19 protein-coding genes and 1 pseudogene are annotated in these 20,667 nt (G+C 68.5%); 13 read left to right on the top strand and 7 right to left on the bottom strand.

The window, feature by feature from the left end; translation table 11 throughout:
- Positions 1-41 precede the first annotated feature (41 nt).
- From BL254_RS18390 to BL254_RS18380, 3 genes are all read right to left on the bottom strand, one after another.
- Positions 42-2,630 (bottom strand): bifunctional diguanylate cyclase/phosphodiesterase, encoded by a 2,589-nt coding sequence (locus BL254_RS18390; protein ID WP_076844248.1) that lies wholly within the window; start codon positions 2,628-2,630, stop codon positions 42-44.
- Between the two features lie 933 nt (positions 2,631-3,563).
- Positions 3,564-3,764 (bottom strand): DUF3073 domain-containing protein, encoded by a 201-nt coding sequence (locus tag BL254_RS18385; protein ID WP_013871843.1) that lies wholly within the window; start codon positions 3,762-3,764, stop codon positions 3,564-3,566.
- A gap of 188 nt (positions 3,765-3,952) precedes the next feature.
- Entirely contained in the window at positions 3,953-5,035 is a 1,083-nt protein-coding gene (locus BL254_RS18380; protein ID WP_047224834.1) for a Glu/Leu/Phe/Val dehydrogenase, read from the bottom strand.
- A 254-nt stretch (positions 5,036-5,289) separates the two neighbouring features.
- Here BL254_RS18380 and BL254_RS18375 point away from each other — a divergent pair, with 254 nt between their 5' ends.
- The gene (locus tag BL254_RS18375; protein ID WP_047224835.1) at positions 5,290-6,126 is read left to right on the top strand and encodes a hypothetical protein; all 837 of its coding nucleotides are present in this window, start codon (positions 5,290-5,292) and stop codon (positions 6,124-6,126) included.
- A 152-nt stretch (positions 6,127-6,278) separates the two neighbouring features.
- On the top strand, positions 6,279-6,485 hold the full coding sequence (gene bldC / locus BL254_RS18370; protein ID WP_013871846.1) for a developmental transcriptional regulator BldC: 207 nt from the start codon (positions 6,279-6,281) through the stop codon (positions 6,483-6,485).
- A gap of 921 nt (positions 6,486-7,406) precedes the next feature.
- Here bldC and BL254_RS18360 read toward each other — a convergent pair.
- Positions 7,407-7,640: a hypothetical protein gene (locus tag BL254_RS18360; RefSeq protein ID WP_013871847.1), complete on the bottom strand. Its 234-nt coding sequence runs from the start codon at positions 7,638-7,640 to the stop codon at positions 7,407-7,409.
- A 1,099-nt stretch (positions 7,641-8,739) separates the two neighbouring features.
- On the opposite strand from BL254_RS18360, the gene mqo reads away from it, so the two are divergent.
- The 4 genes from mqo (at position 8,740) to BL254_RS18335 (ending at position 13,729) form a co-directional block, all read left to right on the top strand.
- Entirely contained in the window at positions 8,740-10,284 is a 1,545-nt protein-coding gene (mqo, locus tag BL254_RS18355; RefSeq protein WP_076844300.1) for a malate dehydrogenase (quinone), read from the top strand.
- A gap of 508 nt (positions 10,285-10,792) precedes the next feature.
- Positions 10,793-11,194 carry a PPOX class F420-dependent oxidoreductase gene (locus BL254_RS18350; protein WP_076844244.1) on the top strand — a complete coding sequence of 134 codons (402 nt, stop codon included), beginning with the start codon at positions 10,793-10,795 and terminating at the stop codon, positions 11,192-11,194.
- 224 nt (positions 11,195-11,418) lie between these two features.
- Positions 11,419-12,297 (top strand): class I SAM-dependent methyltransferase, encoded by an 879-nt coding sequence (locus tag BL254_RS18345; RefSeq protein WP_047224845.1) that lies wholly within the window; start codon positions 11,419-11,421, stop codon positions 12,295-12,297.
- A gap of 103 nt (positions 12,298-12,400) precedes the next feature.
- Complete coding sequence (locus BL254_RS18335) at positions 12,401-13,729, top strand: hypothetical protein (RefSeq protein WP_139342390.1); 1,329 nt, start codon at positions 12,401-12,403, stop codon at positions 13,727-13,729.
- A 170-nt stretch (positions 13,730-13,899) separates the two neighbouring features.
- Here BL254_RS18335 and BL254_RS18330 read toward each other — a convergent pair whose 3' ends face one another.
- Positions 13,900-14,511: a TMEM175 family protein gene (locus tag BL254_RS18330; protein WP_047224838.1), complete on the bottom strand. Its 612-nt coding sequence runs from the start codon at positions 14,509-14,511 to the stop codon at positions 13,900-13,902.
- 477 nt (positions 14,512-14,988) lie between these two features.
- Here BL254_RS18330 and BL254_RS18325 point away from each other — a divergent pair, with 477 nt between their 5' ends.
- The 4 genes from BL254_RS18325 to BL254_RS18310 all read left to right on the top strand — a co-directional run bounded on the left by BL254_RS18325 (position 14,989) and on the right by BL254_RS18310 (position 17,642).
- Positions 14,989-15,717, top strand: a complete 729-nt coding sequence (locus BL254_RS18325) for a GAF and ANTAR domain-containing protein (protein WP_076844298.1) — start codon at positions 14,989-14,991, stop codon at positions 15,715-15,717.
- Between the two features lie 50 nt (positions 15,718-15,767).
- Entirely contained in the window at positions 15,768-16,538 is a 771-nt protein-coding gene (locus tag BL254_RS18320) for a GAF and ANTAR domain-containing protein (RefSeq protein ID WP_139342389.1), read from the top strand.
- A gap of 188 nt (positions 16,539-16,726) precedes the next feature.
- On the top strand, positions 16,727-17,173 hold the full coding sequence (locus tag BL254_RS18315; protein WP_162233265.1) for an STAS domain-containing protein: 447 nt from the start codon (positions 16,727-16,729) through the stop codon (positions 17,171-17,173).
- 97 nt (positions 17,174-17,270) lie between these two features.
- Entirely contained in the window at positions 17,271-17,642 is a 372-nt protein-coding gene (locus BL254_RS18310; RefSeq protein ID WP_083731183.1) for a lipopolysaccharide assembly LapA domain-containing protein, read from the top strand.
- Between the two features lie 198 nt (positions 17,643-17,840).
- Here BL254_RS18310 and BL254_RS18305 read toward each other — a convergent pair whose 3' ends face one another.
- Together BL254_RS18305 and BL254_RS18300 are read right to left on the bottom strand one after the other, a co-directional pair.
- Entirely contained in the window at positions 17,841-18,005 is a 165-nt protein-coding gene (locus BL254_RS18305; protein ID WP_254858278.1) for a CsbD family protein, read from the bottom strand.
- A gap of 267 nt (positions 18,006-18,272) precedes the next feature.
- Complete coding sequence (locus tag BL254_RS18300) at positions 18,273-18,563, bottom strand: GlsB/YeaQ/YmgE family stress response membrane protein (RefSeq protein ID WP_076844234.1); 291 nt, start codon at positions 18,561-18,563, stop codon at positions 18,273-18,275.
- A 581-nt stretch (positions 18,564-19,144) separates the two neighbouring features.
- Here BL254_RS18300 and BL254_RS29585 point away from each other — a divergent pair.
- The 3 genes and pseudogenes from BL254_RS29585 to BL254_RS18285 form a co-directional block, all read left to right on the top strand.
- The gene (locus tag BL254_RS29585) at positions 19,145-19,564 is read left to right on the top strand and encodes a hypothetical protein (RefSeq protein ID WP_076844232.1); all 420 of its coding nucleotides are present in this window, start codon (positions 19,145-19,147) and stop codon (positions 19,562-19,564) included.
- A 342-nt stretch (positions 19,565-19,906) separates the two neighbouring features.
- Positions 19,907-20,170: a hypothetical protein gene (locus BL254_RS18290; protein WP_076844230.1), complete on the top strand. Its 264-nt coding sequence runs from the start codon at positions 19,907-19,909 to the stop codon at positions 20,168-20,170.
- A gap of 82 nt (positions 20,171-20,252) precedes the next feature.
- Positions 20,253-20,667, top strand: a pseudogene (locus BL254_RS18285) (site-specific integrase); the annotation flags it as partial.

The raw sequence follows: 20,667 nt of genomic DNA, 5'->3' as shown, positions 1-20,667 counted from the left end.
TCCCGGTCGGCCAGCGTCCCTGGGCTGGGTGCCCGGGCTGGTCAGTCCCCGGCGGGTCTGGGGCCGCGGGGCCGCCTGCGGTACAGCGGCAGGATCCGGGCGTTCGTGCCGACCGCCCGGCGGGGCGCGGACTCCGACGCCCGCAGATAGGCGGTGAGCTCCGGCAGCGGCATGGCCGCGCCGGTGTGCAGGCCCTGGACGAAGTCGCACCGCAGCGCCGCCAACGCGGCCATGAGCTCGGCGGTCTCCACCCCCTCCGCGACCACCTGGAGGTTGTGGGTGTGCGCCAGGTGGATCGTGGCGGAGACGATCGCGGCGTCACCCTGCTCGACCAGCAGTTTGCGGACGAAGCTCTGATCCACCTTGACCTCGTCGAGGATCCGCTCCTGCAGCATGGTCAGGGAGGAGAACCCGGTGCCRAAGTCGTCGACGGCGATCCGGACGCCGATCTCCCGCAGCTTGCCCAGCAGCCGGTGGGCCGTCCGCTTGTCCGACATCATCGCGGTCTCGGTGATCTCCAGGGTGAGTGCCGCCGCCGGAACGTCGTKCTTGACCAGCAACTTCGCCACGTCCCCGGGAAGTTCGATGTTCAGGAGGTTACGGGCGGAGAGGTTGACCGACACCGTGATGTCGAACCCGCTGGCCCGCCAGCCGGCGCACGCGACGAGGGCCTGCTCGAGGATCGCCTTGGTGAAGTCCTGCACCAGCCCGGACTGCTCGATCGCGGGGACGAACATCTCGGGGGTGAGCATCCCGCGTCGTGGATGCTTCCAGCGCACCAGCGCCTCGACGCCGCTGATTCGCCCGGTCCGCAGCTCCACCTGGGGCTGGTAGTTCAGCACCAGCTCGTTCCCGCTGATCGCGGAGCGCAGCTCGGCGACCAGGGCGAGCCGTTCCAGGGACGGGTCGTGGCTGCCGGCGTCGAAGCGCCGCCACCGGGGGTGGGAGTGTTTCGCCTGGTACATGGCGATGTCGGCGTGTTTCAGCAGCTCCTCGATGGTGCTGCCGTCCTGTGGGTGGCAGGCGACCCCGAGGGACGCCTCCACCGCCAGCGGGATGCCGTCCATGACGACGTCCCGGCACAGCACGTCGGCGAGTTCGGCGGCGGTCGCCTCGGCCTGGGCGGGGTCGTCGATGCCGGTGACGAGGACGGCGAACTCGTCCCCGCCCAGGCGGGCGACGACGTCGTCCGCCCGGACGCCGCGCCGCAGCCGCTCGGCGACCGCCTGTAGCACCCGGTCCCCGGCGCTGTGCCCGAGGGTGTCATTGATGATTTTGAAGCGGTCCAGGTCGATCATCACGAGGGCGACGGACCGCCCGGTCTCGGCCTGCCGCCGCAGCTCGGCCGCTGCTCTGGCCATCAGCAGCCGGCGGTTGCCCAGGCCGGTCAGCCAGTCGTGCCCGGCGTCGTGGGCCTGCTCCTCGGCCACCTGGCGGGCGTGGGCCTCCAGCCGGGCATGCGCGAGGGCGCGGGAGACCGTCTGGGTGAAGGCCGCCAGGACCTGCTCCTCGTGGCGACGCCAGGCCGTCGGCCGGCGGAAGCCCAGGGTGAGCACACCGATCTGCTCCTCGCCCGCGAGCAGGGGGGTGCTGACCTCCCGAATCCGGGATGGCAGCCATCTGCGACGCCCGGGCGGAGCTGGCTGGCGCTCTTCCTGCCGGCGGGTGTTCCGCCCCGGAAGAGGATCTTCCTGGCGGACGTCTTCCGGCGGCGTGTCAGGGGACGGATGCCGCTCGGCCGTTGCCGGCGCGTGCTGGTCGGTCGTTGTCGACGTGGTGTCGGTGGATGTGCTTTCGGTGGGTGCCGTGTCGGTGGGGATCGGGGGCCAGATGGTCAACATCGTGCTGTCCGCGTGGAAGAGGGTCTCGGCCTTGCGCTGTGCGATCATGACGACGGTTGGCTCGTCGGCGTCGGCGAGTTCCCGGGCGGCGGCGTTGACCTCGTCCCAGTGGCCGGGTTCCTCCAGGGAGCGCAGCCTGCGGTAGTGGCCGATGCCGGGGCCGGCCGCGGCGAGTGGAAGCGCCAGCGCGACGACCGGATTCCAGCTCACGGCCGCGAGTACCAGCAGGCCCAGCGCGGTGTTCGCGACGATCGACTGCATCCGCAGGATGGCGAGGCTGTCATGCGGCATGCGGTGGGCAGGCCATCTCGACCGCGTTGCCGCGAACGTGCCGGGAAGCGTGAGAAGCCAGGTGAGGATGCCGCACACCATGGCGGCCACGGCCATGGCGGCGAACGCGCGGGTGTCCGGCAGCGCCGCCGGCAGGTCGCGGCCACCCATGGCCGCGGCCGCGGCCAGGACGGCCGCTCCGGTACTCGTGGTGACGACAGCGGTGCGCAGCAGCGCTGGGAGCGGCCGGTGCCCGGCGACCAGGTGTGCTCCCAGCGTTGTCGGCAGGCTGAGCAGGACGACCCACGGGCCCGGGACCAGCGCGAGGGCGATGATCAGCGAGATCTCTCCGAGGTTGAGATCGTCGAGGTTCCGGCCGATTCGGCGAATGACTATCGGTAGCTGGCCGAGTACGCATACCAGTAGGGCCGGGGCGAGCGCGTCCCACGCGGGCCGGCCATCCCGGACGGCGTACAGTGCCGCGACGACGACGGCCGCGGCGGACGTGAGCGAGAGCACACCGTACAGAGCACGGAACGAGCGAGGAGAACGTGACCGTTCATTACCCTGGGTAGCATGATCTGAGGAGGCAGACGGCGGCTTCGTGGACATGTAGCCGGCCTCCGTCTCGACCTTGCGGGCAACGCGCCGATGCCTGCCAGCAGCCTTCTCGTAGGCTCACGTCCAGGCCGAGACCCGCTCGGACGGAACGGCCGTCATCGCCGCCAGCCGGTGTGGTCCGATGGCGATGYGACCCCGTCAGTTTGCCACGTGTATCGGTCGAGTCCGTACTGACCGGGATGCTCAGCTCGAATGTTGCCCATAGTGGCATAGATCATGTGGCGGCCTGTTACGGTATGTCTCATATAAATAACTAAATGCAACAAAATTYGGATGGCTCACACGCGTCCGACTCAGCCCGATCACACCCCTGCCCATCCGCTGGACCYGCGACGGCGGTATGACGGCGGTGTACGGGCGGGCCGTACCTGTGACAGCCCACCCGGCGAACCCGTCGGGCCGGCCGGTCACCGGTCTATGGCGTCACGTGCTACCTGTGTGACGCCATAGACCGGTGACCGGCCGGAACCCGTGGAGCGACCACGTAACCAGCCCCCTGGACCCCGATCCGTGGACCCCGCCCGTGCGAACCCCGGAGACGCGCGGCCGACGGGCCGCCGATGGGTCTACGGCCCATGCGGACTCCCGCGACCGGCCGTTCACGGGACGCCGACGGCTCCCGCCGGCCCGGGACGGCTGTCTCCGGTGGATCGTCGGTCGCGCGATGGCTGCCCAGGAGGCACTCGGAGCGCTTGAGGACGGGTGCGCATCCCACATGTGGAGCGGGAGTGGGACGCGCACCCCTGGCGCACCTTGCGCTGGCGAGGAGCACTGCCCGACGGTGGTACCCAGTGACGCGGACCCGGCGGCCCGCACCCCGTGCTCGTACCGCTACCGTCGACCGGTGTCCTCATCCTCATCGAGGTAGTCGTACTCGTAGGAATCATCCGAGTACGGATCGTCCGCGGTGTCGTCTCGCGTACTGCTCGCGCCCAGATCGGCTTTTAGCCGATCCAGATCCATATTCGGCGAGTTGTACTTGAGCTCGCGGGCGACTTTCGTCTGCTTGGCCTTCGCTCGGCCGCGCCCCATGGCTCGACCCCCTCGAACATGACGACGGGGACCCGCCCCGGTGCTCTCATTGTCTCGTGCCTCCCGAGACTACAGGGATCGCGGGCCGCCCGGCACGCCAACCCCACAGTTGTCCGGTTGGGAGGCGATCGCAGCGGCATATACGTGACATGAATCACAGATCGAAATCTGACGATCGGCTGCTCTGACTACTCCGCACGTCCGGGAACGAGAATCTGGCGTAGCCGTCCGACCTCGCTGATGCGGCGCTCCGCCAACTGGGTGGCGGCAACGGTGGAGGTGACCCCGGTCCGCTCGGCGAGAGCCAGCACCTCCAGGGTCGAGGCGAAGATGCCGCTGGCCTTCGCCCGCGCCCGCTCCGGGGAGTAGCCCTGGATCTCGTCGGCGACCTGGATGAGCCCGCCGGCGTTGACCACGAAGTCCGGCGCGTAGAGCACGCCCGCGCCGGCCAGCAGCTTGTCCGCGTCCGCGTCCGCGAGCTGGTTGTTGGCTGCGCCACACACGACGCGCGCCCGCAGCGCCCCGACCACGTCCGCGGTGAGAACACCACCGAGCGCGCACGGGGAGTACACGTCCGCGTCGGCTCCGATGAGCACGTCGGGGTCGGCGTGCGTCTCGACGTCGGGATACTCCGCCCGCAGCCGTCGCAGGGCCACCGGGCTGACGTCCGCGGCGACCACCCGGGCGCCGTCGGCGAGCAGATGGCCCACCAGCCGTCGGCCGACCTTGCCGACGCCGCTGACGGCCACCCGGCGGCCCGCCAGCGACGGCGTGCCCCACAGGTGCCGGGCGCAGGCGCGCATCCCCTCGAACACGCCGTAGGCGGTCAGGATGCCGGAGTCGCCCGAGCCGCCGTGTGCGGGGGAGCGTCCGGTGACCCACCGGCACTCCCGCGCGATCACGTCCATGTCCTCGACGTACGTGCCGACGTCACAGGCGGTGATATAGCGGCCGCCGAGTGACGCCACGAAACGTCCGTACGCGCGCAGCAGCGGCTCGGACTTGTCCCGCTCGGGGTCGCCGAGGATGACCGCCTTGCCGCCGCCGAGGTCCAGGCCGGCGCAGGCGGCCTTGTAGGCCATGGCCCTGGACAGGGCAAGGGCGTCGCCCAGGGCCGCGTCCTCGTCGACGTAGGGGTGGAATCTGGTCCCTCCGAGGGCGGGGCCGAGAGCGGTCGAGTAGATCGCGATGATCGCGCGCAGCCCGCTGGCGGGGTCGATGCAGAAAACCACCTGTTCGTGCTGCGAACCGGCGGTGAAGACGGACGGCACCGGTGAGGCTCCCTTCGTCGGGAACGTGGGGTTCGTCGAGGGATGTGCTCTTCATGGTCGACGCCTGACCGGGTGGAACCTCCCGAACGGGCGCGGTCGACGTCCGCAACGTATCCGCGGCTGCCGCCATGAGCTGGTGTGGTGGTGATTGTTCGTCGTTGCTGCCATGGGCTCCCGTCGTCGAGCGGGGGGCGCGTGTCGACGACGGGCCTACGGCGACTCGCTGATGTTCCCGGCATGCCAGGATCTCTTCTGTGGCGCCTGTCGTGAGTCCGGCCGCCTACCTGCGGGTGTACGAGCCGCTGGCGGCCTTCCCCCCGGCCGAACGGCTCCGTTGGGAGCGGTACGCGGCCGAGGGAGGCGTGCCCAGCCGCCGGGCCGGTGCCCGGCGGGAACGAACCGTCGCGCTGGCCGCGACCATCCGTCCCTCGCTGGACGTGGCAGACGAGTCCGCCTTCGTCCAGATGGCGGACGGCCTGATGTTCGTCTGCCCCTGGTACACCCAGCTGCGGGTGTGGCAGGCCGCGATGGAGTTCCGCGGCCGGCTGCCCGAGCGGGTGGCCGAGGCGTTCATCCCGCGCCGGCTGGCCGAGCCGGCCGAGACCGAGCTGGACCGTTGGCGCAGCCGCCGGCCCGATCTCAAGGTCTACGTCCAGACCTGCACCTGGATGGTGCCGCCGCCGTGGTTCGTCCTGTTCGATCCCGCGGAGCGGGTCCTGGTCACGGGTGACACCGTCGACAGGTCGCTGCTCTACCGGACGTCGATGGGCCTTGCCCGGCGCCGGGTGACCCGGGCCCTGGAGGCGCTCGATGTGCTGCGCCGGGTCGCGCCGGACTCGCCGGGCGTCGACGGCGTGGCCGAGCTCGGGGACTGGCTGGAGGACTTCCACCCGCACAGCCGGATCGAGCTCGACTACGGAGGCATCGTCGATCTGCTCGATGACGATGCGCTGCGCAACGACACGTCGGTCGCGGACCTGGGCGAGGCGATCAGCGCGTTACGCCGAGGGCGAACAGACGCGGCGGTTGCGGCGTATGGGCGTGTCCTGAACCGGTGGAGACCGCTTCAGACCAGGGAGTCCGCAAGCTGATAGTTCATAACTGCTAACTGAGCGTGATTGCTCGCTTCGGACGTCGTGTGACTAGTCAGCAGATGGTCCTGACGTGCCATGTCCGAAATGCCCCCGAAGGATGCACGATCTGTATGGGACGGAGCGACGCTCTGTGACGGGAGGCCAACGCAATGACGACGAGAACACCGGACGCTGAGCCGCTGCTGACGCCCGCTGAAGTGGCAACGATGTTTCGAGTTGACCCGAAGACGGTGACCAGGTGGGCGAAGGCGGGCAAGCTCACGTCGATCCGCACTCTCGGCGGCCATCGCCGCTACCGAGAGGCGGAGGTCCGGGCTCTCCTCAAGGGGATCCCATCCGTGGGAAGTGAGGTATAGCCCCACGCCAACGCGATCAGACGCATCGGATCCTCCTTCCTGTTTCGACATGGCCCGCAGGCTTCGGAGTCCAGGCGGTTCCGGCTGCTTGAGATGCGGTCAGGTTAAGGCCAAGGGGGTCGCCGGTACGACGGTTGTTCCAACCAGGGGCAATGGTTGTGCTTTTGATGTGTCGAGGTTGCCGAAAATGAGGACGTCTCGGTACATCCAGGCGTTTTCGGGTTTTTCGGCCAGGATCCGGGAGTCTTCGACCAGGAAACTGGGGTCCCTGGCCAGGATCCGGGGGTCTTCGACCAGAGGCTGAGGGCGGCGTGCCGTAGTTTTTCGCCCGCCGCCTCAGGCCCGGCTTCCCGGACCGCTGGCAGGTCAGCGTTCCGGGTCGAAGCCCCCGGACCCGGGCATCCCGAGGGGGTCGTGGCGCACGGTTTCCTCCGTGGGCCAGGGCCCGGCCGGTGGCCGGTGGATCGATCCAGGCCGCCGGGCACCCCCGGGGCCGGAACACGCCAGGATGGCCGCCCGCGGCCGCGGCTGGGGGATGCCGCAACCCGCTGGGCGGGTGACGGCCGGTCCTGCCGCGAAAGCCCCGGCCGCGATCCGGCCGGGGCAGTTCATGGGAAAGCCCTGACGCGGATGGTGATCGGTCCGCCAGGGTGGCACCGTCGCCCGCCGCTGTAGATCATCCGTCTGCCACGGATCACCGCATCGTGGCTGGCGGAGATCTCGTTCTTACGGCGGCGCGACGGCCGTGGTGGCACCGTGACGGCGAACTGCGGATGGCTGTCCACCGGCCGCGCGCCACCGGTGGCCGCGTCTGTCACGTGGTCAGGCCGCACGTTCACACGTCATACGTTCAGTTCATGCGTCCCATGTGACATGTCACATGTTCATATGTCACTCGTGGTCACGTCACTCGTGGTCACGTCATGCATGGTCACGAATCCCCTGCCGCCCTGCCGCCCGGGCGCAGTGGGCGCCGCAGAAGAACTGTCCGTCGGTCTGTGCTCCGTGACCGGAGATCTTCACCCCGCAGTGTTCACAGACCGGGGCCATCGCGTGGATCGCGCATTCAAAGCTGTCAAATATGTGTACATTTCCCTGGGCGTGCACCTCGAAGCTCATCTCGTAGTCGTTGCCGCAAACCTCACAACTGCCCATTGTGACTCCCCGTCGGCGCTCTTGTGGTCGCTTTGTCGCTGCTCGGTGGGCCCGGGGGCCGGGACGCGACCGACATGGCACCGGGATTCTCCGGAGCAGACCGGAACGTCTGGCCCCCGGGCCGTTCACCGGTAATCCGCTGTGCCGCTCGTGCCCGGCCGTGCCGTGGCCAAACCGACGCCGGCGAATTCCCTTTCGGTGGTCGGGCGAGTGGGCTCGTTCGTTGGTTCTTCCGGTTCGGCCCGCCTTCTCACGGCCGTTCCGGTATACCGGAGCCCACCAGCCACACCGGGCCGGCGACACACCGTATCCCAGGTACATCCCAGGCCGGCCGTATCCGTACTGGCCGCATCCATATACGTCGTATCCCGGTTACGGAGCATGCGTCTCCCAGGTATGGACGCACGATCCTGCCCGGGGCCGTCCATGAGGAGCCGGGAGCAAGGGGGCGCCGAGGGAACCGGGCGGCCCCGCGGTGGACGCGGCCCTCGCTGGTGGACCTGACCCGGTCGGCGATGAGCGTCGGCGGGGCGGAGCGCGGACCARCCCGCGTTGCGACCGGGCGCACCAGCGGCCGGGCTGCCGCCGCACCGGCAGGCGCCTGCCGCGTGTCGGGAGGACCGCTTCCGGACGCACCGGAGTGCCGGCGGGCGGAGAAGGCCCCGCGGGGCCGAGGGTCCCCCGCGCCCGGCCTCGGCCGGACCCTGGCCGGGCCGCCTTTCCTCCTGGTCGTCAGGGTATTCTCTGCCCGGCTGGCCGGGTATTTCTCCCTATTTACCGCGATGCTTTGTCGGGCGGCCGTCAAATCGACTGGAAGTCGTTCGTGGACGGCAGGTTAGAAGCGTGTAAAAATTCCATTTCGCAAACGCCGCCAGGCCCGCCCCGGTGATTCATTCGTAGTGACGTACTCCCAGCTCACGGGGCATCCGGGAGTTCACGGTGCCGGCTGCCGTCCCATAGCAGACGACAGGTCCGACGCCGGTGCGCTCTTTCCGTCCCGTGATTCACGACTCACCGCTCCAATCATACGTGCGTATATGCGGACCGTACGATGGAATTGTGTCAGGTGCGAGAATCGTGAAAGAAGGCAGTGAGCCACATGAATCCGCAGTCGCCCGACACGAACAGGGCCCGTGAGTCCGCCGACGTCGTCCTCATCGGCGCGGGAATCATGAGTGYCACCCTCGGTACTCTGCTGCGCAGACTCCAGCCGGACTGGTCGATCGACRTGTACGAGCGATTGCCCAGGGTCGCCGAGGAGAGTTCGGACCCGTGGAACAACGCGGGTACCGGTCACGCCGCCCTGTGCGAACTGAACTACACCAGYGAGCTCCCGGACGGCACCATCGACGTGCGGAAGGCCGTCGGGATCAACGAACAGTTCCAGGTGAGCCGGCAGTTCTGGTCGTATCTGGTGGAGGACGGAACATTTTCCGAGCCGGAGACCTTCATCAACTCGACGCCGCACATGACCTTCGTGCAGGGGGCGACCGATGTCGACTTCCTGCGCAGGAGATACGAGGCGCTGCGTACCGAGCCGCTGTTCTCCGCCATGGAGTTCAGCGACGATCCCGCCGTGATCCAGCGATGGGCTCCGCTGCTGATCGAGCAGCGCAAACCCGGCGAGCAGATAGCCGCGACCCGTGACATCTCCGGAACCGACGTGGACTTCGGTTCCCTGAGCCGGCAGCTCTTCCGGACGCTTGAGGCCTCCGGCGTCGGTATCCACCTCAACCAGGAGATCAGGGCGCTGACGCGGAAGCCGGACGGCCGGTGGCGGCTGCGCATCCACAACAACACGACCGGGAAGACCAAGGAGGTCTCCGCGCGGTTCGTGTTCGTCGGCGCGGGTGGGTGGGCGCTGAAGATCCTGCAGAAATCACGGATACCCGAGGCCTACGGTTTCGCCCTGCTGCCCATCAGCGGGCAGTTTCTCCGTACCGACAATCCGGCCGTCGTCGCCCGGCACCACGCGAAGGTGTACGGCAAGGCGCCGATCGGCGCGCCGCCGATGTCCATGCCGCACCTGGACACCAGGATCGTCGACGGCAAGAAGTCGATCCTGTTCGGTCCGTATGCCGGCTCGAGCCCGAAGTTCCTCAAGCACGGCTCCGTCCTTGATATGCCGTCGTCCATCCGTTGGCACAACGTCCTCCCGCTGCTTGCCATGGCGAGGGACAACATCGCCCTTGTCGCCCTGYTGGTGAACGCGCTGCGAGCGACGCGGAAGAAGAAGATTGCCGAGCTCGCGAAGTTCGTTCCCGGCGCACTGGCCAAGGACTGGCGGATCATCACGGCCGGGCAGCGGGCACAGATCGTGAAGAAGGATCCCGAGAAGGGAGGGATCCTCCAGTTCGGCACCGAGGTCGTCGCGTCCGCCGACGGCTCCATCGCCGGAGTTCTCGGGGCTTCCCCCGGCGCGTCCACCGCCGTACCGATCATGCTCGATCTTCTCGAGCGGTGCTTCCCCGAGCGTTATGACGCCTGGCGGCCCAGGCTGAACGAAATGATCCCCACGTTCGGTCAGCGGCTCTCGGACAATACCGAGCTCGCGGCCCAGACGATGGCCGCGACCGCGAAGACCCTGCACCTCACCGAAATTTCTCGGCCCCTTTCGCGGCGATCCGCCGATCCGGWGGACTGACCGGCCGCCGGATGAACCGGATGCCGCCGGACAGCCGCCGGACGACGATGCTCGCTCGGTGGGTGCGGTCCGCTCGCGGGGGTGGGCGCGGCCGTCCGCACCCGGCCTGGCCAGACCCTGACAAGGCCCGGGCAGCACCACTCTGTCCGGGCCGGCGGGTCATGGCCGTGACGCAGGACCGGACCGCGGGGAAGCGCGTGGGATTGCCGACGCGGGAGGCCCCGGCGCGGTGCGGGCCGGCTGTTGTAAAGCTGCGGCTGTTGTAAAGCCGCGAAGAAAATCAACGGCCATGATGGTTGATTTTTCCGGCAGCCGGAGCGGTGTCCGATGTGCCGGCACGGTACAGGCGATCCTGAGGGAGCCGGTCACCGTCCGGTGGTGACTCGGCGTGTTTCATCCTTCCCGGGAACGGCCGTACCGGCGCCTTTGAGATCGTCCGGTCGCTTCCGTCAAAAGCATCCCGACGTCCCGCTGAGTCCCCGGCCCTGTCAGGTCCTAGACTTACGGCATGGCGTTGGGTGATGCGAAATATGTTGCTGTGACAACTTTCCGTAAGACCGGTTCCGCCGTGTCCACACCCACGTGGATCGTTCCGCTTGACGGGGACCGGATCGGATTTAGCACGTCGTCGGCGTCGGGCAAGTACAAGCGGCTCCGGAACAACCCCAAGATTGTGCTACAGCCGTCGGACGCGCGCGGGCGCGTCCGGGACGGCTCGTCACCTGTCGAGGGGACCGCCGAGCTGGCGGCCTCCGGCGACGTCTTCGACGAAGTCCGGCGCAAGGTCCGCGCGAAATACGGGGTCATGGTCCCGGCGTCGAAGCTGTTCAACACGCTCAGCCGTCTCGGCCGGGCGAAGTCCCCGTATGCCGATGTCGCCGTCATCATCACTCCGGCCAGCTCGTCATAGGGCCACAGGGGTTACGGCGCTCCGCCGTCACAGCCTGCCCGGGCCTTCGGCTCACAGTTTCCTTACGTTGTCGACCGTGCCGTTGTCCCCGTTACCGTCGGCCTGACTGGATCTGTGTATCAGCCCGCCCCGCGCCACGCGCGCACCACGATGGCACCGCCGCGTCGACAGGCGGGAAGGCGCACCATGACCCGCTGTTCCCCGGCGGGCGCCTCGTGCGGCGGGTGAGAAGACGTCCGGCGAGCCGCACCGCGGTACTGGTCTGCCAGGGCCGCGCCGTCGCGGACGGACGGCTTGCGCCGGGTCGGTTCCATGACCCGACGGCGATCGCGCTGCTGCGTGACGAGGAGCGGGTTCCGGTCGACCAGGTGCGCGCGGGCGCGCCGCCCCAGGGCTGGGGCCCACGGGTGGAGTTCGAGATGGTGCGGGCAGCCAGCGAGGTCATGGTGGCGCGCACCGTCGCGATCGACGAGGCGGTGCGTTCCCGGCTGTCCCCGCAACTGGTGATCCTGGGCGCCGGTCTGGACGACCGTGCCTGGCGCATGCCCGAGCTGGCCGAGGTCGACGTCTTCGAAGTCGACCATCAGGCTTCCCAGCGGGACAAGCGTGACCGGGTCGGTGTTCTTGCGCCGTGTGCGCGGTCACTGAGGTTCGTGACCGTCGACTTCTCCGGCGACCGGCTCGAGGACGTGCTCGCCTCGGCCGGCCATCACCGCGCCGTGCCGACGACGTGGGTCTGGGAGGGTGTCGTGCCCTACCTGACCCGGGCCCAGGTCGCCGCCACGATGGCGGCCGTCGATCACTGCTCCACTCCCGGCAGTCGCCTGATTGTGACCTACCAGTCACCCTCCCTGTCAACGGCCGTCGGCCGCGTGGCCGCCGGCGCCATGACCCTGGTCGCGCGTCAGCCGCGCCCGTGGGCGGCCGAGCCACGCCGCTCGTCCTGGACGGCCGCTGCCATGCGCGCACTGCTCACCAGCCATCGTTTCCCGGTCGCCGCCGACAACGACCTGTTCACCGTCGCGGCCGGCCTGCCCGTCGAGGTGAAGCAGCACCGATCGCTACGAAGCGGCCGGATCGCCGTCGCCGACCGCCCGCGTTGACGCCGCGTGAACGCCGGCGTGAACCACACCACGGATCAAGGTGAGGTCCCGCCGGCGGCTCGTGTTTCGATTGTCGGAAGGCCCATCTACGATCGACGGCATCATGTCACCGGTGTCACGCGGACGTAAGACCAAGAAGAGCGGGAAGCGTCCCTCCGCTCGTCCGGTCGGTGCGTCGTCGAGTGCCGGCAGCCGGCAGACCGGGCGACGGAACACGCCGGCCACGGCGTCGCGGCTGCTGGCGGGGCGCCGGCAGCCGCCCGCCTGGTTCGGCCGGTCGACCACGGCGGTCATCGACGGGGCCGAGGTGGTCATGGCGGCCGACGGGCCCCGCCGCCTGGAGGAGGCGGCCGCGCAACTGCTGGGCGGCCAGCTACGCCGTGCCCTGCGCGAGGATTGCGCCGGGCTGTGGTTCGACTGGTGGTTCGCCGAGCTCACCGACGCGCTGGCGACCCGCGTCCGGGACGAGCTGGGCCGCGGCGGCGGTGCGTGGGAGGCACCGTGGCGGCTGCTGCACGGCCTTACCTCGATCGCGTCGCCCGCGCTCGCCTCGAATACCCAGGACGCGCTACGGAGCGTGGCGTCGGATGTCGGGAAGGCGGTCCGGGCCGGCACGGCCGCGCGACCCCAGCCGCGGTGGCTGAAAACGCTGCCGCGTATCGCCGCCACCGGCGAGGTGTGGCGGATGCGCGATGCCTACGGCACCCGGCTGGCGGTGATCGCTGGCTGTGAGTATCCCGGTGGTGCGGACCCGTCGGTCTTCCTGTTCGACATCGACGCCTGCGGCTTCGTGGAAGTGGCCAACGCAGGTGTCTTCGACGATGTGGCGCAGGCTGCCGCGGCGTGGCGCAGCATGGTCGGTGACACGGCTGACGACGCCCTGCCGGTACCGTCCGAGACCGCGGAATCCCTGCGCTGCCTTCTTTACTGCGGTATCGGGGAGGAGACGATACAAGGAACCGAGTCCGATTCCGCACTGGACAACTGGTTCCGTGTCCGGCGCCGTATCCATGATCTCGCGGACGCGTTGAACGGGCGTGGGATGCCGCTACCCGATACGCCGTCGCTGTACCGTGACATCGACGAGACCCCGACGGCCGAGGCGTTCACCATCTGGTACGTCACCCGGMACGGTGCGCAGCCGGACTCTGACGCGGTCGCCGCGCTGGCGTACGAGTGGATCGAAGGGGTCCTGCCGGAGGCCCGGCATACGGTGTCCCCGCACCGCGTCCGGTTCCACCGGGCTCTGATGAGCGACTGGATCGATGATCCGGTCACGGCGGCGGCGAAGGCGCTTCTGCCCGACTGGGTGCGCTGGCATGGCGAACAGGCGGGGCTGCCCGAACACCTCGTCAGCCGAGCCGTCGCCGCTGTCACAGACGGTCCTGACGATCCTGAACCGTCGTCGGAGTGCGGGGCGGCATCGCTGTGATCCCGTTCGTCCGGCTGACCGGATCCTGGCCGTCCGGTCGATTCCGATTTGAGATCTGATCTCAATCTATGATTTTCGGGGCGCGCGTGTGCGTGCCCGGACGGTACGTCTCAACGGTGGGGCACCGGCCAGGCCATGTCCGGTGGATCTTCGATCGCGCGGACACGACCTCAGTCGGGGAGGCCCTGGTCGCGGATGATGCGGTCGATGCGGCGGTCGGGGATCAGCCACAGGATGGCGACGACGACGAAGAAGCCGAGCGCGATCCGGATGCCGATGTGCCCGTGGCCGGTGAGCAGCGCGCTCACGATACCGGCGAGGTAGAGGATCACGGATGCCTTGCCCTTGAGGTCCCGCCCGACAGCCTGCCGCAGCGGGGAGCCCGCGCCCTCGTTCCGAATGATCACAGTTTGTAGCACGAAGTAGGCGATCGCGGCCGCGAGCAGGTTCACCCCGTAGACGACCACGGGAGTGCGGGCGAAGTCGCTGTCGTCCATCCACGCGGTGGTGAATGGAAACAGGGAAAGGAAGAACAGCAGGCCCAGGTTCGCCCAGAGCACGCCGCCGGTGCTGCGCTGKACCAGTTGGAAGGTGTGGTGGTGGTTGTTCCAGTAGATGCCGACATAGACGAAGCTGAGCAGGTAGGTGAGCAACGAGGTCCCGGTGGTGTGCCGCAGCGCCGCCAGGTCGTGCCCCTCCGGAACCTTCAGTTCCAGCACCATGATCGTTATGATGATGGCCAGGACGGCGTCACTGAACGCCTCCAGCCGGCTCGTCCTCACGCGACGGCCGCCCGATCGCGGCCGTGACCGGCAGGCCGACGCCCTCGCGGGCGTACATCGCAAACATCCTTCCGCACATCGCACATCGTTCCATCTCGGCTGCCGCCTCCGGCGCAGGCGCGGTGGGACCGAGGGATCGGGGACGCGTAACCTGATTCGATCCGTCCCGTTGACGGCCTTCCTCTTCGGCCTGGCCGAGCAGGGAGGCCACGGGGCCACGGGTGGCGGCGTAGCTTGAGAGGCGTCATGTCAGCGTGGCTGTGTTCTCGTCCTGGTCTGGTCCGTATGCCTGTTCCGGGTTCCCTCTCGCTGATGCGGTTGGTCGACTGAGAGGAACAACCATAACCGCAGACCTCGTGGCCGGTTCGCCTACGGCAGAACCGACCCTTTCCGCGGTGGCAGGAGCTGAGAAGCGGTTGATCACAGCCAGGGGTGTCGTCGGTGTCGCACCGCGCCTGCGTGGCAGCCAAGGAGCGCGTGAGTGACCCCGGCCGGCTTCGCCGCGAGTTGCGTGCCCTGCTGGCAGACCGGTCCAGGGACGCTTCGGTGCTGGAGCGGCTGTGCACCGGCGCCGTGTCAGCCCTACCGGTGGACGGGGCTGCGATCTCGGTGACGGCCGACACTGCCGGCCAGGGTTACTCCGGCGCGAGCGATCCGGCCTCCGCCCATCTTAACGATCTTCAGTTCGCCCTCGGTGAGGGACCCTGCTGGGACGCCACCCGCCACGGACACCCGGTGCTCGTCGGGGATCTGACCGGGCCGGCGGGGCGCCGCTGGCCGATGTTCACCCCCGCGGTCCTGGCTGCCGGCTTCCAGGGGATCTTCGCGTTTCCGCTGCAGATCGGCGCGATCCGGCTGGGCGCCCTCGACCTCGTACGCGCGCGGCCAGGCTCGCTGGAGGGCGATGCGCTGGCGGACGCGTTGATCGTCGTGGACGTCGCGGCCCTCACGGTCATCGACGCGGCGGCCGGCGACCTGCGGGGCCCGGCCGGCCTGCCGCTCGGAGTGGGCCCGGACGCCTTCGGGATGTACCGGGCCGAGATCCACCAGGCGACCGGGATGGTGATGGCCCAGCTCGGGGTGAGCGCGCAGGAGGCCCTTGTCCGGCTGCGCGCGTACGCCTACGCCGCCGGGCGGACCCCCGACGAGGTCGCCCGCGACATCGTCGGCCRCCGGCTGCGACTCGACGGTGACCTGCCCGGATGATGGCGGACAAAACTCCTCATGGGACGCGTGACGGGTGCGTGGAGGCGACGGTGGATCAGGAACAGCAACTGAGCGAGGCGTTCGTCGCCCTGGCCGACAGTCTGGTGGCCGACTACGACGTCGCGGACCTGCTGCGCCGGCTGGCCGACCACTGCGTGACCCTGCTCGACGTAGCCGCCGCCGGCCTGTTGCTGGCCGACCAGCGCGGCAGCCTGCAGGTCGTGGCAGCATCCTCGGAGACCAGCCGGCTACTCGAGTTGTTCCAGCTCCAACACGACCAGGGGCCGTGCCTGGACTGCTACCACACCGGCACGGCGGTCACCGTTCCCGACGTCGATCTGGCCGCACGCCGGTGGCCGATCTTCACGGCCGAGACGCGTGCCGCGGGCTACCGCTCGGTCCATGYGCTACCGATGCGGCTACGCGACGAGGTGATCGGCACGTTGAACCTGTTCGGTACCCGCCCCGGCCGTCTCGACGACGCCGACGCCCGCATCGGCCAGGCGCTGGCCGACGTGGCGACGATCGCGATCCTGCAGGAACGTGCGATCCGCCACCAGGAGATGCTCGCCGAGCAGCTACAACACGCGCTGACCAGCAGGGTCGTGATCGAACAGGCCAAAGGAGTCCTCGCCGAACGCGGCAGCCTCGACATGGACCAGGCGTTCAACCGGCTCCGCCGCCACGCCCGCAACACCAACACCCGCCTCACCGACCTGGCCCGCGGCATCGTCGACGGAACGGTCGACAGCACCGCTGTGCTGACCTCCCACCGACGCCGCCAGCCGCCACCCCCGTCCATCCGAGGTTCGGCGAGATAGCCGACAATCGTGTCCCGGCGCCGCGGGACCGCCCGCAACGTGGAAAAAGTTTCCCGGTCGGAGACGGATCGCGCTATGGTGAGAGCCGGGTCTGAGTAGCCAGCCGAAGTGTCCGGATGCCATGCGCTCCCGTCGACTGCTTACACCTTCCGGTGGCAACTCATTTGGCCGAAAGCCTGGTGATCGTGATGGAGGGTTTCCTCCACCTGTCCGGCCCGTTGTCTCAGCGCACTTCCAGGTCCGTCATCCGCTTTCATACCGACACCTACGCGCCGCCCAGTATGACGATCGTGCGTGTCCACGGTGAGATCGACATGGCCACCGGCGCCGCGTTCCGCGCGGCGCTGATGGCAGGCCTCGACCAGCTACCACCGCTGCTGGTGGTCGACCTCGACGGTGTGTCCTTCCTCGACGCCTGCGGCCTGGGAATCCTGGTCGGCGTCGCGAACCGGGCGGCCCTCGCCGGCATCCCCGTCAAGGTCGTCGGAGTCCGCCCCCACATCTACCGCCTGTTCGCCCTGACCCGCATGGTCGACCGGCTGAATGTGCACGCCACACCGACGGCCGCCGCCCTGATCCCCGATCTGGCCCCACCAGGTGCGGCAACCGCGCCGACCGCCCTCACGGCTGTGTGATCCGGGACATGTCAGGCAAGAAGGGGATGTCGCGGACAGCAGCGCTCGACAGACCCACAGGTGCACTACCCGGCCGAGGCCAGAACAGGAAGCCGTCATGACGATCACCGACCCGTCGCCGGACCCACGGACACCCGAGACGGGCGRCACACAGCCCGCGGTCCGCCAGCACGTCGTGCGCTCCACGCGCACCAGCCGAACCTGGACAGCGGCAATTCTGTTCGCCCTCGTCCTCATCCTGCTGTTGATCTTCATTCTGCAGAACGGCCAGCAGGTCGAAGTGTCGTTCCTGAGCTTTGACGGCCACCTGCCGCTCGCGGTAGCGATGCTGTTCGCCACGGTCGCGGGAGCACTACTGATCGCGATCCCCGGAACGGGCCGCATGTTCCAACTCCGCCGGCTCGCGCGTCGTCACCGCAATGCCGAGGCCCGCAACCCCGGTCGCGGTGACCTCCACGTCACCCGGTAGCCAGAAACCCCTCTCCCGTGCGCACCGTGACGAGCCATCCCATCGTGCGGTAATCCAATTCCCGGCCCCCTCTCCCGTGCGCGCCGTGACGAGCCGGCGGGTGCTCATCGGCCCGCAGGCAGGCGGAAACGGGCCTGCGGGTCCGACCCTGTTGGCCGGACCCGCAGGCCCGCTCGATTGTGGCTGTTCCGGTCCGGTCTAGCTGAAGGCGTCCCTGACGTTCTCACCAGCCTGCTTGAGGTCCCCGCGGGTCTTCTCGGCCCCGCCTCTCGCTTCCATTTCTCGGTCGCCGGTTACCCTGCCGGCGCTCCGCCGGCCCTTTCCCCGGAGCCGATGCAGCGTGTTTCTGACCTTGTCAGTCATACTCATGTGGATTCCTTTTCCTGTGGAAGTGCCGGCAGCGGTGCGCGTGCCGTGGCCAGGCTGTTCGTCGCGCTGAGCGCCGTGCTGACGAAGGCGACGGCCCGTGGAGTGACGGTTCGCCACATTCGGGCGCTGTCCCGGACGAGGTGGCGATACCGCCGGCAGCCCCTGTAGCGGACCGGTTCGGCCGCGCATCGGCGCGAACGGCCGTACCGCGACGCCGGCCCGATACCCTCTCGCCCAGGCGTCGCGAGGCCCTCCCCGCTCCTACCGTCGCGCGTACCGACGGCTGCCGGTGCGGCCACCGACACTCCGCCACACCAGCAGTACCAGGATGGAGCCGATGACGGCACCGATGATTCCGGATGGCTGCAGGGCGCCCTCACCGACGTCCCGGTCGAACAGAATATAGCCGAGGAAGCCGCCCACGAAGGAGCCGATGGCACCGACAACGATGGTGCCGAAAATAYCGATCTGATCGGGGCCGGGCAGCACAATACGAGCGATCGCGCCAGCGACCAGACCCAGCAGCAGCATAACGAGGACAAAAGTAACCATGGTGGTCTCTCCTTGYGACAGAGGTTTCTTGTGATATCCCCTGTGGCCACCCCGTTAAACTATTTTTCTTGATTATGGCCAGTTATTTCTGTGCAAACGATGCAGGCTGCGCGAGTGCGCAGGCCGTGTAGCGGTCGCCCTGCTGCCGGGGACACCTCTGTCCGGGTGGTGTCATCCGATTTCGTCACCGGCGTCTGGCACGCGGGTTGGCATGGTCGAAGCGGGTGTCCGCCGAACACGGACGCGGCACGACTCCAGCGTGGTTGCGGACAGTGACATTTCGATTTCGCCCGAACRYCGTCGACAGTCGCCTCCTTRTTCATCTTGGTCTCGATGAGCCAGCAGGTCCGCTCGCCGTCGACTTCTTCGATCGCGACGAGGTCAGGGTTGTACTCGCGGCCTTCTCGGGTCCAGGTAGTCGGGAGATCGTCGATGTGTAGACGGGCCCGGACAACGACGTTGCTGCGCACGTCGTCGAGCGCATGGGCAACCTTGCACTCGGGTGAGGTGTCGAACCAGGCGTACTTGTAGAGGCACTTGTCCCAGCCACCGTATGCGAGCGACTGGGAGCGGGGCTCGGAGTGACCGACGCGCAGAAACGGGACAAGGTCACCGGTGAGTTGGTGTGGGCGGTGCGGATGATGGACGCCGACCCGAACGCGCGGGCCGGGTCGGCGGAGGTGAAGGTGAAGATCGCCGCCGCGGTGCGGCCGGTGCCGCCGGAGTCGTTGGCGGGTACGCCGTTTCGGCCGGTGGAGTTCGACGGGCTGACGCTCGCCCCGTACGTGAACACGAACGGGGCGAAACCCCGGCTCGTTCTGGGTGGCCGGGATACGGCCGGTGCGCACGGGCGCGAGGCGGGTCGCGGCATGACCGAGTCAACAGCTATCCCGGACGCCGGTGCCGGGGCGCGTGCCGGTGGCATCGCACGAGCATGTCAGCGTGCACGTCGGTCGGACAGCTCGGCCCGTTGCTACATAACGATCTTGAAGAGGCTGTGAGGGGCTCAGTTGAGGAGCAAAACCCCTGGTCAGAGGTGGTGGGCAGGGGCGGGGTCGAACCGCCGACCTTCCGCTTTTCAGGCCGGTCCATACCGTTCAGGAACGTCCGCACACGTGCTTTGACGTCCACTTCTGGTCGCCGGAGTGCCCCTCTGGCGGCCCGCGTTGCCACACGCATTGCCACACATCCGCCGCCTCCGAGAGGGCCAGCGACACCCCCGTCGCGCCTTCGCCGCACCCCTGTGTGGCAACCGGTGCGGCAGCGGGCAGGGCGGAGCGGACAGCCCCGCCCGAGCGATCAGCCGGCGCCTGGCAGCCGACCAAGGTCATGCGGAGTCTTCGATGAGCGCCGAAGCGGCAACAGCCGCAGCATCGTCAGGCGGCCGTGGCGGCGACCGGGCAGGAAGCTCCGCCGTCCGCGGCGTCACCGTGATCATGGTGCTGGTGATGGGGCTCAGTTTCCTTTTCGGCTTCGGCAACTCCTGGGCATTGGGACTCCACCTCGGGGTGCCGCCGTACGTCGCGCCGTTGGTCGCTCCCGCGGTGGATCTGTCGGTCGTTGGGACCGTTGACCGGACTACCGGGCGGAGGGTCAGCGTGTCGTAGGCGGCGGGTGGTGGCCCGTCGGTAACTGTCACGCAGTTCCGAGTGAGAGGACTGCGTGCGGATGTCCGATAATTGTGATCGTGTGATTGATCTGATCGATCTGCCKGAGTGGGGTCGGGTGGTCCCGATGGTTGGTGTCGAGCCGTTCTGTGTGGTGGACGAGGCGGATAGGCCGGTCGAGCCGGTCCGACGGTTCTTGCGTGATCTTGTAGCGCAGGGATGTTCGGCCGCGACGATTCGTAGCTATGCGTTTGCGTTGCTGCGTTGGTGGCGGTTCCTGCGGGCGGTGGAGGTGGAATGGTCGAAGGCGTGTCCGGCGGAGGCGCGGGATTTCGTGCTGTGGTTGCAGCGGACCAGCAAGCGGCGTCGGTTGCCGCGAACCGATTCTGCGATGACGGCAGGAACGGTGAACCCGATCACCCGTAAGCGGTTCCAGGACGACAGTTATATGGTGGCCACGATTCGGCATTCGAACGCGGTCGTGCGGTCGTTTTATG

The sequence above is a fragment of the Protofrankia sp. BMG5.30 genome, from assembly GCF_001983005.1.
Classification (GTDB): Bacteria; Actinomycetota; Actinomycetes; order Frankiales; family Frankiaceae; genus Protofrankia; species Protofrankia coriariae.
The sequence above is the reverse complement of the archived record's forward strand: the minus strand, read 5'-3'. Positions and strand labels throughout refer to the sequence as shown.